This window comes from Lacibacter cauensis, from assembly GCF_007830055.1.
In the GTDB taxonomy this organism is placed as follows: domain Bacteria; phylum Bacteroidota; class Bacteroidia; order Chitinophagales; family Chitinophagaceae; genus Lacibacter; species Lacibacter cauensis.
The window spans coordinates 543,757-558,646 of record NZ_VLLE01000003.1; the positions used below are offsets into that span (position 1 = coordinate 543,757).

Annotated in this window: 13 protein-coding genes; 6 read left to right on the plus strand and 7 right to left on the minus strand. The window is 41.8% G+C overall.

Annotated features, from left to right (window positions below; translation table 11 throughout):
- Positions 1-119 precede the first annotated feature (119 nt).
- Complete coding sequence (locus IQ13_RS07605) at positions 120-1,109, minus strand: zinc metalloprotease (RefSeq protein WP_144885598.1); 990 nt, start codon at positions 1,107-1,109, stop codon at positions 120-122.
- A gap of 363 nt (positions 1,110-1,472) precedes the next feature.
- Between IQ13_RS07605 and IQ13_RS07610 the strand changes: the two genes are divergently transcribed.
- Positions 1,473-2,126, plus strand: a complete 654-nt coding sequence (locus IQ13_RS07610) for a hypothetical protein (protein ID WP_144885600.1) — start codon at positions 1,473-1,475, stop codon at positions 2,124-2,126.
- Positions 2,127-2,148: 22 nt separating this feature from the next.
- Here IQ13_RS07610 and IQ13_RS07615 read toward each other — a convergent pair whose 3' ends face one another.
- Positions 2,149-3,213, minus strand: coding sequence for an alkane 1-monooxygenase (locus IQ13_RS07615; protein WP_144885602.1), 1,065 nt, complete (start codon positions 3,211-3,213; stop codon positions 2,149-2,151).
- A gap of 107 nt (positions 3,214-3,320) precedes the next feature.
- Between IQ13_RS07615 and IQ13_RS07620 the strand changes: the two genes are divergently transcribed.
- From IQ13_RS07620 to IQ13_RS07630, 3 genes are all read left to right on the plus strand, one after another.
- Entirely contained in the window at positions 3,321-4,745 is a 1,425-nt protein-coding gene (locus IQ13_RS07620) for a DUF1800 domain-containing protein (RefSeq protein ID WP_144885604.1), read from the plus strand.
- A 75-nt stretch (positions 4,746-4,820) separates the two neighbouring features.
- Complete coding sequence (locus IQ13_RS07625) at positions 4,821-6,020, plus strand: DUF1501 domain-containing protein (protein WP_144885606.1); 1,200 nt, start codon at positions 4,821-4,823, stop codon at positions 6,018-6,020.
- A gap of 135 nt (positions 6,021-6,155) precedes the next feature.
- Positions 6,156-7,208, plus strand: a complete 1,053-nt coding sequence (locus IQ13_RS07630) for a glycosyltransferase family 4 protein (RefSeq protein WP_144885608.1) — start codon at positions 6,156-6,158, stop codon at positions 7,206-7,208.
- Positions 7,209-7,297: 89 nt separating this feature from the next.
- On the opposite strand, the gene IQ13_RS07635 is transcribed toward IQ13_RS07630, so the two are convergent.
- The 4 genes from IQ13_RS07635 to IQ13_RS07650 all read right to left on the minus strand — a co-directional run bounded on the left by IQ13_RS07635 (position 7,298) and on the right by IQ13_RS07650 (position 11,602).
- Positions 7,298-9,355, minus strand: coding sequence for an OPT family oligopeptide transporter (locus tag IQ13_RS07635; RefSeq protein WP_144885609.1), 2,058 nt, complete (start codon positions 9,353-9,355; stop codon positions 7,298-7,300).
- A 120-nt stretch (positions 9,356-9,475) separates the two neighbouring features.
- A complete protein-coding gene (locus tag IQ13_RS07640) occupies positions 9,476-10,234 on the minus strand; it encodes a Bax inhibitor-1/YccA family protein (protein WP_144885611.1) in 759 nt (252 codons plus the stop codon).
- A gap of 41 nt (positions 10,235-10,275) precedes the next feature.
- Positions 10,276-11,133 (minus strand): polysaccharide deacetylase family protein, encoded by an 858-nt coding sequence (locus IQ13_RS07645; RefSeq protein WP_144885613.1) that lies wholly within the window; start codon positions 11,131-11,133, stop codon positions 10,276-10,278.
- Between the two features lie 172 nt (positions 11,134-11,305).
- Positions 11,306-11,602, minus strand: coding sequence for a YtxH domain-containing protein (locus tag IQ13_RS07650; RefSeq protein ID WP_144885616.1), 297 nt, complete (start codon positions 11,600-11,602; stop codon positions 11,306-11,308).
- A gap of 197 nt (positions 11,603-11,799) precedes the next feature.
- Here IQ13_RS07650 and IQ13_RS07655 point away from each other — a divergent pair, with 197 nt between their 5' ends.
- Together IQ13_RS07655 and IQ13_RS07660 are read left to right on the plus strand one after the other, a co-directional pair.
- On the plus strand, positions 11,800-13,644 hold the full coding sequence (locus IQ13_RS07655; RefSeq protein WP_144885618.1) for a 2-oxoacid:acceptor oxidoreductase subunit alpha: 1,845 nt from the start codon (positions 11,800-11,802) through the stop codon (positions 13,642-13,644).
- Between the two features lie 103 nt (positions 13,645-13,747).
- Positions 13,748-14,194 (plus strand): RidA family protein, encoded by a 447-nt coding sequence (locus IQ13_RS07660; protein ID WP_144885620.1) that lies wholly within the window; start codon positions 13,748-13,750, stop codon positions 14,192-14,194.
- Between the two features lie 26 nt (positions 14,195-14,220).
- Here IQ13_RS07660 and nth read toward each other — a convergent pair whose 3' ends face one another.
- The gene (nth, locus tag IQ13_RS07665) at positions 14,221-14,865 is read right to left on the minus strand and encodes an endonuclease III (protein ID WP_144885622.1); all 645 of its coding nucleotides are present in this window, start codon (positions 14,863-14,865) and stop codon (positions 14,221-14,223) included.
- Positions 14,866-14,890 lie beyond the last annotated feature (25 nt).

The window sequence follows — 14,890 nt, forward strand, 5'->3', positions numbered from 1 at the left end:
ATAAACTACAATTTTTGCTGCAGGATTAAAAGCATACTGCCGGATTATTTACAAAAAAAAGAATCCCGCCAGTTGGCGGGACCCTGTTTTCTCATGTTGATTATAGTAAAGCGATCATCTTATCTTAATGAAGCTCTTGGACCACCAGCTGCAAAAGTTGCACGCATACGTGTTTCCTGCCCTGCAGTAAACATGTACATACAAGCATCAGCTGTATAATCCATATAATTCATATTCATTTCAAGAGGCTTACCGCTACACGCACTTTTTGCACCAGCTGCGGGGCAACCATAGTTTGCACCATCATGCGCAGGTGTATCTCCAACAAAATCATCACCACATCTTCTGTCGCCCCAGATATGACGCAGGTTCAGCCAATGGCCAACTTCATGTGTTGCTGTTCTTCCTAAATCGTAGGTAGATGTGAATGTGCCTGAAGGAACTTTGGCACGGCTGCCGAAAGCACTGTAAAGAATTACTACACCATCGGTTGCAGTAGAACCACCCGGAAACTGAGCGTAACCTAACAGGCCACTTCCAAGATTACAGCTCCACATATTTAATGAAGTAGTAGGATTAGTAGGATCAATACCACCTTGTGATGATTTTTTCATTGCATCATTTGTACCCCAAGATGTAATTGTTGTTGATTTACGAATAATTCCGGCTAATGTAAAACGGATATTTGTGTTACCTGCTTTAACAGTTTGATAGGTAGATGTTTTATTTACATCTCCGTTTGAACCAGCATAATCTTCATTCAGCACATCGATTTGCGATTGGATTTGTGCATCAGAAATGTTTTCAGCAGCGTTACTATATAATACATTCACGTATACAGGAATCGTCATTGTAATGCCATCTGCTTCGAGTTTACCGTTTACACTTTTTTGTGCAACATAACGGGCAGTAAAAGCTTCAATTTCATCCATACGTTTTTGCAATGAAGGATCTTCCTTCAATTTTGCCTGTAATACTTCGTAGCTGGCGCAACGGCGTGTCGTTGCCTCTACTGTATTCTCCTCTTCTTGTTGTTTGTCCGATACGGATTTGCTACAGCTAACGAGCAGCATTAATGCAGCTGCTGTTAGCACAGATAATTTCTTCATGCTTTGTCTAGAGTTTGGTTTAAGTGTAAAAAAATGACTATCGGAAGTTATTGTTTTTTTACTTCCAACCGTTAGCGGAAGAGAATATTTTTTTGAAACGTTGCTGCATTTGAATGGTTTTATCGTAGATCTACTGTTGATAAGCTGTTGCACAATCGTTGTTTTACGAGCCATCCATTTCTTAATATTTCTCTAAGAAACATTTCTTTAAGATTTTAATCGAATAACTGATTCTATACTTGTGCTTCAACAACTAAATGCTATGAAATGAGCCATATTAAAATATTCATTTTCTTACCAACCGGGAATGAAAATTTTAATGTGGCGAATAACATGCGACCTAAATCAAACAACAATTAACGCATGAAAAAAATTATTACACTTTCAGTTATTGTATTGCTGGCCTTCAACGCTTCTGCTCAGTTTCAAAAAGGAAATAAAGTATTGGGTTTTGGTTTTAGTGTAGGTAGCTCTTCACGGGAAATAACGTACGATCCTGCTGTAAGATTGATTAAAAACAATTACGCTAATCTGAATGCAGAATTAGGTTTCGCAAAATCAGAAAGCAGACTCAATGGCTTTTATATCAGCTCCGGCTACGGTACAATAAAGCAGTACAATACTTCATCAGCTACAACGAATAAAAACCAGGAAGTTAATTTCAGGGCTGGATATTTTGCACGAAAATATGTATTGCTTGCAAACAGGTTTTTTGTTTTTGGCGCAGCGGAAGCAGGTGGGTTCTATGCAGCGAATTACCGGGCAAGGTTGAATGATGCATACCAACAGAATTTCGGAGCATCTGTTTCCTTGCGTCCGGGTCTGGCCTACAAAATAAAAGAGCGGTTTCTTTTAGAATTGGAATTTGCTGATCTGGCAAACATCACATATTCGCAATTAGAATATGAAACCGGGCTGGGAAATAAAAGCATCAATCGTAGTTTTAATCTTGGCACAAGCCTTGGTCTTGGTTACTTCGCTAGTATCGGTATCGGAGCCCGCATTATTTTAAAATAATACAAACTGATTATAAGAACACCTATGCTGTAAGAGGAGGCGCCGCAGGCGTCTCTTTTTTTATGCGGTTGTTCATGATGTAAAACCAAAGTGGCGGTATATGCGCCAGCAACATCATACCGGGATAGCCGGTGGGCATTTGCATGGAATGTTCGTGATGCCGCAGAATTTGATATTTACGACTGGCCATGTAATGATGATCGCTGTGACGGCTAAGTTCAAACAACATTAACCGGCCAATGATGTGATTACTGTTCCAGCTGTGGTGCGGCATGGTACGTTCATACAATCCGCTGCTGCTCTTGCTTCTGCTGAGGCCATAATGTTCAATATAGTTTACACATTCTAGTAACAACATACCCATGAACGCTGCTAACAGATAGGCCAGCAGAATAATTAAACCAAACAGTAAGAAGATGATTAGTACAAATGCCAGCTGTAATAATTGCAGCTGCAACATTTCGTTGTGCAGACTTAATGCAGACTTTCCCTTCTTTTCACACTCTTTGTTTGCAATTTTCCAAGCACTGATGTACGTGAAGAATAAGGTGCGTGGATAGAATGCAAAAATCGATTCGTTGTAACGGGCACTGGATGGATCGTCGTGTGTGGCCACATGTTTGTGATGCCCTTTGTTATGCTCAATAAAGAAATGTGTGTAGAGCGAGGTTAACAGCAAAGCTTTTGCCATCAGCTGTTCCCATTTGTTTACACGATGGCCAAGCTCGTGTGCTACATTAATGCCGAATACACCGCACAACAATCCCATGGTTATAATATGCCCTGCTTTATCAACAGTTGAAAGATCGCTTTGCTTCATTGAAAACAAGAAGCTGATGAGCATAAAGTATTGCAAGGGTAAAACGAGGTAAAGAATAGCATCGTATGTCTTATCACGCTTCGCAACTTCTTCTTCGGCTACAGAAAAATTAGACAGATCGGGTTTCAGAAAGAGCTCCAGCAACGGAATGCAAACGAAGGCATAGGTCACTGCCAGAAAACTCAGCCACCCACTTGCCTGTAGCGAAATCCATGCAAGTACAAAAACAATAAATGGACTTAAGTATTTATATGGCCGTACGTTCATATCTTAAATGTAAGAAGAACGCTGTTTCGATAAACGATTTTTTCAAATTCATCGTTTACTATTAAACTCTTTCAAGAATAAGGAGTCAATAACAAATAATTTTTTCCATGGCAATATCGGTTCAGTTAAAAAATCAGCATCTGTTATGGCGTGCGGGCTTTGGTCCGGCAGTAGAGCAATGGGGCGATCTTTCAAAAACAACACCTGTTAAACTTTACGAAGCATTAGAAAAGGCTTCTAAGAAAGAGCTCCTGCCGTTAAAGGTGGCAAGCAATTTTGTAGAAGGGTTGATGAATGGTGTTGATGGCGTACGTCGTACAGAAATGACGAAGGAGCAGGCGCAGGCCATGCAGAAAAAGTCGAGAGAAGAAATTCGCAACCTCAACTTAGAGTGGCTCGATGAAATGGTGAACAGTGAGCAGCAGCTGCGTGAAAAAGTTGCGCTGTTCTGGCACGGACATTTTGCTTGCCGTAATCTGAATGCACTTTATCAACAGGAATTATTACAGGTTATCCGTGCAAATGCACTCGGCAATTTTGGTACATTATTGAAAGAAGTAAGTCGCAGTGCAGCTATGCTGGCCTTTCTCAACAATCAGCAAAACAGAAAACAGAAACCCAACGAAAATTTTGCACGGGAGGTAATGGAGTTGTTTACCATGGGCCGTGGCAACTATACCGAAAAAGATATTAAAGAAGCAGCCCGTGCATTTACCGGCTGGCAGTTTAAGTTAAACGGTGAATTTATTTTTCGTCCGGCTATACATGACGATGGATTAAAAACAGTGCTTGGTAAAACAGGCAATTTTGATGGCGATGATATATTGGATCTGTTGCTGGAACAAAGGCAAACAGCGGTTTATCTTACAAAAAAACTCTATCGCTTTTTTGTGAATGAACAGGTTGATGAAAAGCATGTGCAATGGCTCGCCGATCGGTTTTTCAAATCGGGTTACGAAATAAAAGCATTGCTGAAAGATATTTTTACCAGCGATTGGTTTTATGAGGAGAAGAATATTGGCTCACATGTAAAATCGCCGGTGGAATTACTGGTGGGCATCCGCCGTGCAATGCCGATGCAGATTGCCAATGAAGATGCACAGCTGTATTTACAAAAAATTTTGGGGCAAGTATTATTCTATCCGCCCAATGTTGCGGGATGGCCCGGTGGTTTCAATTGGATCGACAGTTCATCGCTCATGTTCCGCATGCGTATTCCGCAGCTTGTGGCAACGAAAGAAGCCTTTAATATTAAAGCAAAATCAGATGATGACCAGGAGATGGGCCGTGGTAATAAATTGCCTGGCCGTGTGGTGGAAACAACCATCAACTGGGAGCCGGCAAATAAACAGTTAGAAAAAGTAAAGCGTGAAGAGCTGTTGCAACACATTGCATCGCTCATGTGGCAAACGAATACCGGCAAGTTTAATAAAGCAATGGTTGAAAAGTTTGTAGATGCAAGCTCAAGGGAGCGCTACATTCAAACGTCCATTATTCAGTTAATGTGTACACCGGAATATCAAATGTGCTAAACCAAAGTTGGAAGTAAGAAGTACGAGGTATGAATCTTACCTCCTTCATCTTACTTCTTACCTCAACTCTTTTTTATGTATATCAAACGCAAAGAATTTTTACAGATCGGTTCACTCGCAACAGCATCGCTGCTGATGCCGCAGTTTTTAAAAGCATTTGAAAAAGGAAAGCTGGTGCCGCCGGGTAATAAGGTTACGGTTATCATTCAGCTGAGTGGTGGCAACGATGGATTGAACACAGTGATTCCCTACAGAAATGATTTGTATTACAGCAACAGACCGAAGTTGGGTATACAACGCAATGCGGCCTTATCATTAACCGATGAAGCAGGTTTGCATCCATCGCTTACTGCATTTAAAGATTTGTATGATGATGGAAGTCTTGGGATTTTCAACAGTGTTGGCTATCCCAATCCCGATAAAAGTCATTTCCGTAGTATGGATATTTGGCATACTGCCAGCGATAGTAAAGAGTACTGGAACACTGGTTGGGTGGGTCGTTACCTCGATACACAATGCAAGGGTTGCGATAAACCAACACAGGCATTGGAAATTGATGATGTATTAAGTCTTGCATTGAAAGGAGAAAATATTAAAGGACTTGCTTTGGAAGATCCGAGACGTTTGTACACCACCAGTCAGGAACGTTACTTCAAAGAAATCATGGCCAATTATCAACACGATGCGCATGAGCAGCCGGTTGATTATTTGTACAAAACCATGGCTGAAACGATTTCAAGTGCCGATTATATTTTTAAACAGAGTAAACAACGACCATCATCTGAATCGTATCCTGCAACAGATTTAGGCAAAGGATTAAAAACAATCGCCTCGCTCATCTTCAGCGACATCAATACAAAAGTGTATTACATATCGCTGGGAAGTTTTGATACGCACATTAACCAGGAAGGGCAGCAGAAGCGTTTGTTTACCGAGTTAAACGATGCAGTAAAAGCATTTGTAAAAGACCTCAAAGCAAATAACCGTTTCGATGATGTATTGCTTTTTACCTTTTCTGAATTTGGAAGAAGAGTAGCACAAAATGCCAGCAACGGAACTGATCATGGTAAAGCAAACAACATGTTCTTCATCGGTGGTGGATTAAAAAAGCAGGGCCTTTATAATCCATTGCCCGACCTGTCAAACCTTGATGATGGCGATGTAAAATTCCAGCTAGATTTTAAACAGGTGTATGCAACCGTACTCAACAAATGGCTGGGGGCCGATGCCGATGCTATTTTGAAGCAAACGGTGAAGCCGCTCGATTTTATTTAAAATCAAGCAGTTAAGATTGGCTGCCGTAAAATTACTGTAGCAAGATTAGGTGGTAACTCCTATTGTGGGTGGTTGCAAAGCCTTTTATATTTGTATTGTCCAATTATTCGAGAAACCAAACATCGTCCAACATCCATGGAAGTCGCATACTTCTTTCGTAAAAAAAGATTGCATGCATTCAGTATTGAATCCTTATTCAATAATGTGCAGGCGCAGGTAGCAGAAACTACACACTTCAAAGCCAGCAAGGTTGAAGTGCCTTCCATTCGCAACGTATTTCAAAACATTTTCAGTTCACGTAAGCAGCAATCGGAAATTAATCACATCACCGGTGACATTCATTACGTATCGCTTGGATTGAAAAAGAGCAACACCATTCTTACTATTCATGATTGTGTGTTCTTAACGAAGTACAGCAAAACCAATCTCAAATACTGGTTGTTTAAATTTTTCTGGTACCAGTTACCCATGTGGCGTGCAAACACCATTACGGTTATCAGCGAAAAAACAAAGCGTGAATTAATCGCACTTACCGGCGTACGTGCAGAGAAAGTAAAAGTGATTCCCAACTTTGTAGATCCACGTTTTGAGTTTACACCAAAAGAATTCAACGCACAAAAGCCTCGTATTTTACAGATCGGTACAAAAGAGAATAAAAATATTCATAACCTGGCCAAAGCATTAAAAGGCATTAATTGCGAACTGCATATTGTAGGAAGCATTGATGTAGAAACACAGCTTGTGCTGCAGGAAAATAAAATTGATTTTAAAACACATACCAATCTTTCGTTTGATGAATTGAAACAACAATACATCCTAAGTGATATGGTGGTGTTTGCATCTACTTACGAAGGTTTTGGCTTACCAATTCTTGAAGCATGTTCTGTTGGCCGTCCGTTGGTAACCAGCCGTATTTCGCCGATGGATGAAATTGCAGATGATGCAGCATGTAAAGTAAATCCTTACAATGTATTCGATATCCGTCGTGGTATATTAAAGGTGATTGAAAACGAGGCATACCGTGATCAGTTAATTAACAACGGTTGGAAAATGCGTTATCAATACAGCATTGCCAACGTAACCAATAAATACACCGAGCTGTACGAAGAAATTGCAAACCGTAAAGAGCAGGCGTTTTCTATTCTTGGTCCTGCTAAAGCAGCAGCTTCTTTTCTTGGTTTAATGTAATCGTACTTACTGACCCATTCGCATAGTTGTAGTTTTAGAAAAAGAGCCTCCATTTGGAGGCTCTTATATTTTTCAGCAGGTTTCGATTATTACGATTCCTGTATCTTTTCTGTTTTTTGTATACCGATGCGGTACAGTACAAAACCCATTAACACAAAGAACAACGCACCAAGCAAATAGTAACCATTATCGCCAAGCATGCCTGTTAACCCATGCTCTGCATTTACTTTGCCAAGTGATGCTGCAATAGAATCGTTCACTGAAAGTATCGCTACTAGCACACCGGCTAATGCTCCACCTGCAACAAGACCGGTCGCAAACAAGTTGCCTTTACCTAAGTCTTCTTCTTCGGCACTTAATTCTTCGCCTGCTTTCTTTTTACGCATATCCACTATACCACGAATAGCGCCACCGATAAAGATGGGCAAAGTGGTTGATAAAGGCAGGTATAAACCCACTGCAAAGCTGAGCGATTTAATACCGCACAACTCCATGGTAATAGCAATGAACACGCCCACCAATACAAACTGCCAATCGAGATTGAATGAAAGAATGCCCTTGATGAGTGTTGCCATTAATGTGCCTTGCGGTGCAGGATATTTATCGGTACCAATAGCATGCGTAATACCTTGTGCCGCCATTTCTGCTGTTGGTGTATCGAGTACTTTAATGGTTGCACCAATAGCAATGGATGAAACAATGGCACCAATGAACAACGCCATCTGTTGATTTTTTGGTGTAGCACCAACAATATAACCGGTCTTTAAATCCTGCGATGTTGCACCGGCATTGGCAGCTGCAATACAAATCATACCACCTACAACAAGCGCCATGGGTTCGTATACTTTACCGGTCCAGCCAACTGCAATAAAAATCAAACAAGTGCCCATGAGTGTGGCAATCGTCATACCGCTGATGGGGTTGTTGCTCGAACCGATCAAACCAACAATGCGTGATGATACGGTAACGAAGAACGCACCAAAGATCACCACCAATAAGCCGAGTAATAATTTGCTGCCGATACTGTCGCCGGGCACTTGTGGCAATACCGCCATCAATGCAATCAATACCAGGCTGCCGATACCAACAATTTTAATGTTGAGATCTCTTTCAGTTCTTCTTACTTCAACTGCAACACCATCTTGTTTTTTGATAGAACCAAGACTGCTTTTGAAGGATGAAATAATGGTAGGAATGGTTTTGATCAACGTAATAAAACCACCTGCAGCTACAGCACCTGCACCAATCTGCCGGATGTATGCACGATAGATGGCTGTTGAATAATCGGCGAAGCTATGTGTTACAGGATCCCATCCACCTGGGCCGCCGGGTTTGGCAACATCAGCCAGGTAACCAAGTTTAGCCAGCTGTGCAGCAATAGTATCAGGCGGCACCAGCGAAGCCATTAATGGTGTAAATGCAAACCATGCAATCACACCACCGGCAACCAGCACACCACTGATTTTTGGACCAATGATATAACCCACACCTAAATACTCCGGTGTAATTTCTCCACTCACTTTTGCAGACGGGAAAAATTTATTGGCCTGCTTCGTCATCCAGAAGGGTGTTTCAGCAATTACATGAAAGATTTTTTGCAGAATAGCATACACAAAGGCAAACCCTAAACCCATGAAAGCAGTCTTGGCAAAAGAGCCGCCCCGTTCACCGGCTTTTAAAACACTGGCGCAGGCTGTTCCTTCGGGATAGGGAAGTGTGCCGTGTTCTTTTACAATCAACGATCGCCGCAACGGTATCATCATCAATGTACCAAGGATGCCACCAAATATGGCCAGCGTAAGAATGGTAAAGTAGTTGAAGAATTGCGAGCTGTCTTTCTCACTCAAAAACAAAAAGCCCGGCAAGGTAAACACTACACCGGCTGCAATACTTTCGCCGGCGCTGCCCGTTGTTTGAATGATGTTGTTTTCAAGGATGGTTGTTTTAAGTGCCCATCGTCCAAGTGTGATAGCAATAACAGCAATAGGAATAGATGCACTCACAGTTAAACCGGCTTTCAAAGCAAGGTAAACGGTGGAGGCACCAAAGATGATTCCGAACGCAGCGCCAACAAGTACACTTTTAATGGTGAACTCGGGCATCTTACTGTCGTCGGGAACAAAGGGTTGAAATTTTTGCTCGGACATGTTGTAAGTTGATTTAGAAAAAGGAAGATAGGGAAAAACGATCAACTGTTATTACTGATGCTTAGCAGCAATAAAAAACGCCGCTGTATAGCGGCGTTGTATTTATTTGAAAAGCTAAGTTTATTTTCTGTCGTTGAGTTTAGAAAGTAAACGGAGTATTTCGAGGTATAACCATACCAATGTTACCAATAGCCCAAATGCACCATACCATTCCATGAATTTTGGAGCGCCCATTTCACTGCCACGTTCAATCATATCAAAATCCAGCAACAGGTTTAAAGCTGCAATACCAATTACCGCTAACGAAAACACAATGCCGAATGTAGAACCCGTGGTAAGGAATGCGAAGTGAATGCCAAAGAAACCAAGTATCCATGTAAGCAAATAGAAAACAGCAATGCTGGCCGTTGCTACAAAGATGACAGAACGTAAACGTTCGGTTACTTTAATAATGCGTAACGAATAAAGCAGGTACATACTTGCCGCAACTGCAAATGTGAGCAGTACTGCATGCATGATAATATCGGGATACTTTTCACGAAACAGGAAATTGAAGTAAGCAGAAATGGCACCTACAAACACACCTTCCAGTATACCATACGCAGGAGCTAAATAGCCACTCCATTCTTTTTTAAAAGTAATAATCAACGCAACAACCAAACCGCCTAATGCACCAATCAACAAATAAGGCAGAATATTTTTTCCTTCGTTAAAAGCCTGCCAGCTGAATGCAGCGCCGGCCATGACCATCAGCATCAGGAAACCAAATTTGTTCATGGTTCCCCGTACAGTCATGGTTTCAAAACTGTTATAGCCCGAAGTAGTTTGTTGAAATTGTTTTTCGCTGAGAGTAGGATTGCCCGATTTAAATAAAGACATAATTCAAGTAATTTAAAGAATAAAGGTAAACATTGTTTTTCTTACTTCAGTCCGGGGTAACGGCTGATGAATTCCAGTTCATATTCCTGCTTTGTTTTCATCTGCTGAATAAACTTCCGCAGCGATGCAGTACTCAACGAGTCAACAAAAGTTTGATCGTGTGTAAGCAACACAATGTGGTCGGGTGTTTTTGTTTTGTTGTGCAGCAACATGCTGTCAACCTGCAGTATCAATTCATCGCTGGTTTGCTTCAGCTTCATTGAATCGTTGTAATGCCATTCAAGATCCCAACCCATTACAACAAAGCCATTGCTGTATAACGAGTCGGCTGCAGCTTTACTTTTCGCAATATCGCTTGCATTAATAGTACTTGTTCGCCACATGTTGCGGCCGGGTGTACGTACAATACGGTTGTTGAGTTGTAGTGAATCTTGTGTTCGTTCAAAGTCTGCAACAACAGCCGTATCGTTGCTGTAAAATTTTGCAAACTTGTTGTGTGCATGCGTGTAGCTGTGGTTGCAGATTTCAACCCAGGCGTTGTGATGCAAACTGTCCCAGGTAGCCTGTTGTTCTCTGCTGCCATACACATGTTCACCCACAACAAAAAAGCTCACAGGAATCTGTTCTTCGTTCAATACCTGTAATACGTTACGAGTGCCTTTGTTGGGACCATCATCAAACGTAATGTAAAGTTTCTTTTTCTTTTTGGGTGGAGGTGCGGGCTTTGCTGTAACCGGTTTACTTTCTGCAACAGGCAACACAATATTTACCAGTTCGGTATTCACTTTGTTGTAACTGCAGCTGCTGAATAAAAGGAGAAGAAGAAGGTGGGGAAGATAGCGGGTGGCGTTTACAGGCTCACCTTCATCGTCGGCAGACGATGATACATTTTGGTTCATAAAAGTTTTATTGATTGTTTAATTCGGATATGAAATTATTCTGCAGCAACATCACTTGCAACTACCCCATCGTTAAAGATTGTATAAAACAAAAAAGCGTTTTCATGTTAAATGAAAACGCTTGAAATTATTATAGTACCAGTCATGCAATTGCTTTAAGGAAACAGTTCCGTTAAACTGAACCGTTACTGCTGCCGGTTTCTTTTTTCTTAAATAGATCATTGAAAAAAGATTCTGCTTCGCCCATATAATCTTTCATACTGTCGGCACCTTTTGTTTTTAGTTCTTCAAAATACTCACCTGCTTTGCCGGCAGCTTTTTCTGCTTCGTCTTTCAGGTTGTTGGCTTTCTCTTTTAAGTCGGCGTACAGCTTTTCTTTTTCTTCATCGCTCATGCTGTTGTATTTAAACAAAGCGTATCCGGCTGCCGCTCCCAGTAAGAAGGTGGCGATGTGTTTAGGGTTCACCATAATTGTGTGTTTTACCAAAGCTATTCAATTGAAGTGCCAGAAAACGCAGGGTGACAAGAATGCAGCAAGCTCAGGGTATCTACCTGCTTTTATTGTGTGGGTATAAACAAATGCCCGTTTGCCTGAAAAAAATGTGGCTTAAAAATGATTAATATCAATTTTTTCATAGCTTGGAGCGGCCTAACTTTGCCTCCGTTATGACAAGAACCCAGGAAGTATTACAAGACGTAGTAATTAAGTTCGCCGGCGATAGCGGCGATGGTATGCAGTTAACCGGTAGTCAGTTTACCAACAATACCGCTTTGATGGGTATTGACCTGGCAACTTTCCCCGATTTTCCTGCCGAGATCCGTGCTCCTCAAGGAACATTAGCCGGTGTAAGTGGTTACCAGTTGCGTTTCAGCAGCGATAGCGTGTTTACCCCCGGCGATGAGTGCGACGTATTGGTAGCGATGAATGCAGCTGCTTTAAAAGCCAACCTCAAGTCAATTAAAAAAGGTGGTAAGATCATCGTGAATACTGATGGTTTTGATGCCAAGAATCTTCGTTTGGCCAACTATCCCGAAGGTGTAAATCCATTGGAGAACGACAGCCTGTCGAACTACACGGTGATTAAAATGGATGTGACCAAAATGACCCGTGAGGCTTTGAGCGATATTACCATGGGTATGAAGGAAAAGGATCGTGCCAAGAACATGTTTGTGCTGGGCTTCCTGTATTGGATGTACAACCGTGATATGGAGAATACCATCAGCTTCCTGAAAGAGAAGTTTGGTAAGAAACCCGATATCCTCGAAAGTAATATCCGTGTACTCCGTGCGGGTTATAACTACGGTGATACAACTGAAACATTTACGACTACTTATAAGGTTGAAAAAGCCAAAATGGAAAGCGGTGTGTACCGTTCCATTATGGGTAACCAGGCGGTGAGCTATGGCTTAATTGCAGCTGCGCAAAAAAGCGGTTTGCAAATGTTCCTTGGCTCGTATCCTATTACTCCGGCAAGTGATATCCTGCACGAACTTTCACGCCACAAAGCCTTTGGTATTAAAACCTTCCAGGCCGAAGATGAAATTGCAGCGATTACATCGGCCATTGGTGCTGCGTATGGCGGTGCGTTGGGTGTAACAACCAGCAGTGGTCCCGGTATTGCATTAAAAGGTGAAGCGATGGGTTTGGCGGTGATGCTGGAAATTCCTTTAGTAATTGTAAATATTCAACGTGGTGGTCCTTCTACAGGTTTGCCAACCAAAACAGAACAGAGTGATTTGATGCAGGCTTACTACGGCCGTAACGGCGAATGTCCGATGCCGGTTATCTCTGCATCTACACCTGCAGATTGTTTTGATGCGGTGTATGAAGCCGTACGTATTGCAGTGCAACACATGACGCCTGTTATGTTCCTGAGCGATGGTTACATTGCCAATGGTGCAGAGCCTTGGCGTTTCCCCAAAAGCGAAGACTTGCCGGCTATTACCGTCAACTTCAAAAAAGGACTCGACGAAGGCGAAGAAAAATTACAACCGTATAAGCGTGATGAAAAACTGGTTCGTCCCTGGGCTATTCCCGGAACACCAGGCTTGGAACATCGTATCGGTGGATTGGAAAAACAAGATGGTACAGGTAACATCAGCTACGATGCCGATAACCATCAGCACATGGTGAAAACAAGACAGGCAAAAGTTGACAACATTGCTGATTATATACCATTGCAGAAATTGGACAGCGGTACTGCAACAGGTAAAGTACTGGTTGTTGGTTGGGGCAGTACCTACGGTGCCATTAAGAGTGCCTGTACAGAATTGCAGGCGCAGGGTAAATCGGTAGCACATGCACACCTGCGTTACATCCGTCCGTTCCCTAAAAACCTGGGTGAAATACTGAAGAGTTACGATACCGTGTTGGTACCGGAGATCAACAATGGTCAGCTGATTCGTATTTTGCGTGATGAGTTTTTTGTGGATGCAAAAGGTTACAACAAAATCAAAGGTGTACCCATTACAAAAGGTGAGCTGATTGAAGAAATTGGTAATTATTTGTAAATTACTGTCAGCTTCTTAAATAGTTAAATCCATCAATACCCATTGATGGATTTTTTGTTTTCAGCTTTTGCAAGAAGCTTAACTTGTTTCAAATCTTATGATCATGAACAGAATAGTCTTTATTACAGCATGCCTGCTTTTTTCAGTTACAGTATCTGCACAGCAAACTAAAGCGCCCATAGAAAAAGAAAAATGGCATTGGGGCGATCCCAATAAACAGGATACTGCGGCGGGTTATGCTCAGGTACTGAAAGTGGGTGATGTGCTCTACATTTCCGGAACTGTTTCGCTTACCATTGATGAGGCAGGTATAAAGCGTTTATACAGCGGTTTGGAACATTCGCTTAAGCAATACGGATTAACTTTTCAGCATGTGGTAAAAGAGAATTTATATACAACCGATATTGAAGCGATGAAGCAATTCAATTATGTACGCAAACAATTTTACAAAGGCGATTTTCCTGCGGCTACCTGGGTGCAGATAACACGCTTGTACATGCCCGAGGCAAAGCTGGAAATTGAATTGATTGCACATTTTCCGAAACAGTAAACGGATTCTTATTTCTACAAACCTCGTTACTTGTTATTCTTTACAAAATACCTACAGCAATGCTGCAGCCCACATTCTCTGCATTTGGGTGTGCGGGCTAAACAGGTATAGCGGCCATGTAATATGAGCCAGTGATGTGCTTTATAAATCAGTTCAGTTGGAAAGTTTTTGATGAGCTCTTTTTCAACTGCCAATGGAGTGGTGGCCGATTGTTTTACCAGACCTATACGCTTGCTTACACGAAACACATGCGTATCTACCGCCATGTTGGGTTGCTCATCCACAACCGATGTAATAACATTGGCTGTTTTACGGCCAACACCCGGCAGGGTAATTAACTCGTCTACCGTTAACGGCACTTCGCTGTTAAACTCGTCTACGAGTTTTTGAGCCATACCTATTAAATGCTTGGTTTTGTTATTGGGGTACGATATGCTTTTGATCAAAGGAAACAGTTCATCAAAAGTGGCCTTGCTGAGTGCTTCGGCATCGGGGTATTTTTTGAAAATGGCAGGGGTAGTTAAATTCACCCGTTTATCGGTGCATTGGGCACTGAGGATTACAGCCACGAGCAACTGGTACGGGTTGTCGTACAAGAGTTCAGTTTCTGCATCGGGTGCATGTACCGTAAAATAATCGATAACTGATTGATAACGCTCTTTTGTGGTCATTCAGCAAATAAATTGAATGACGGCG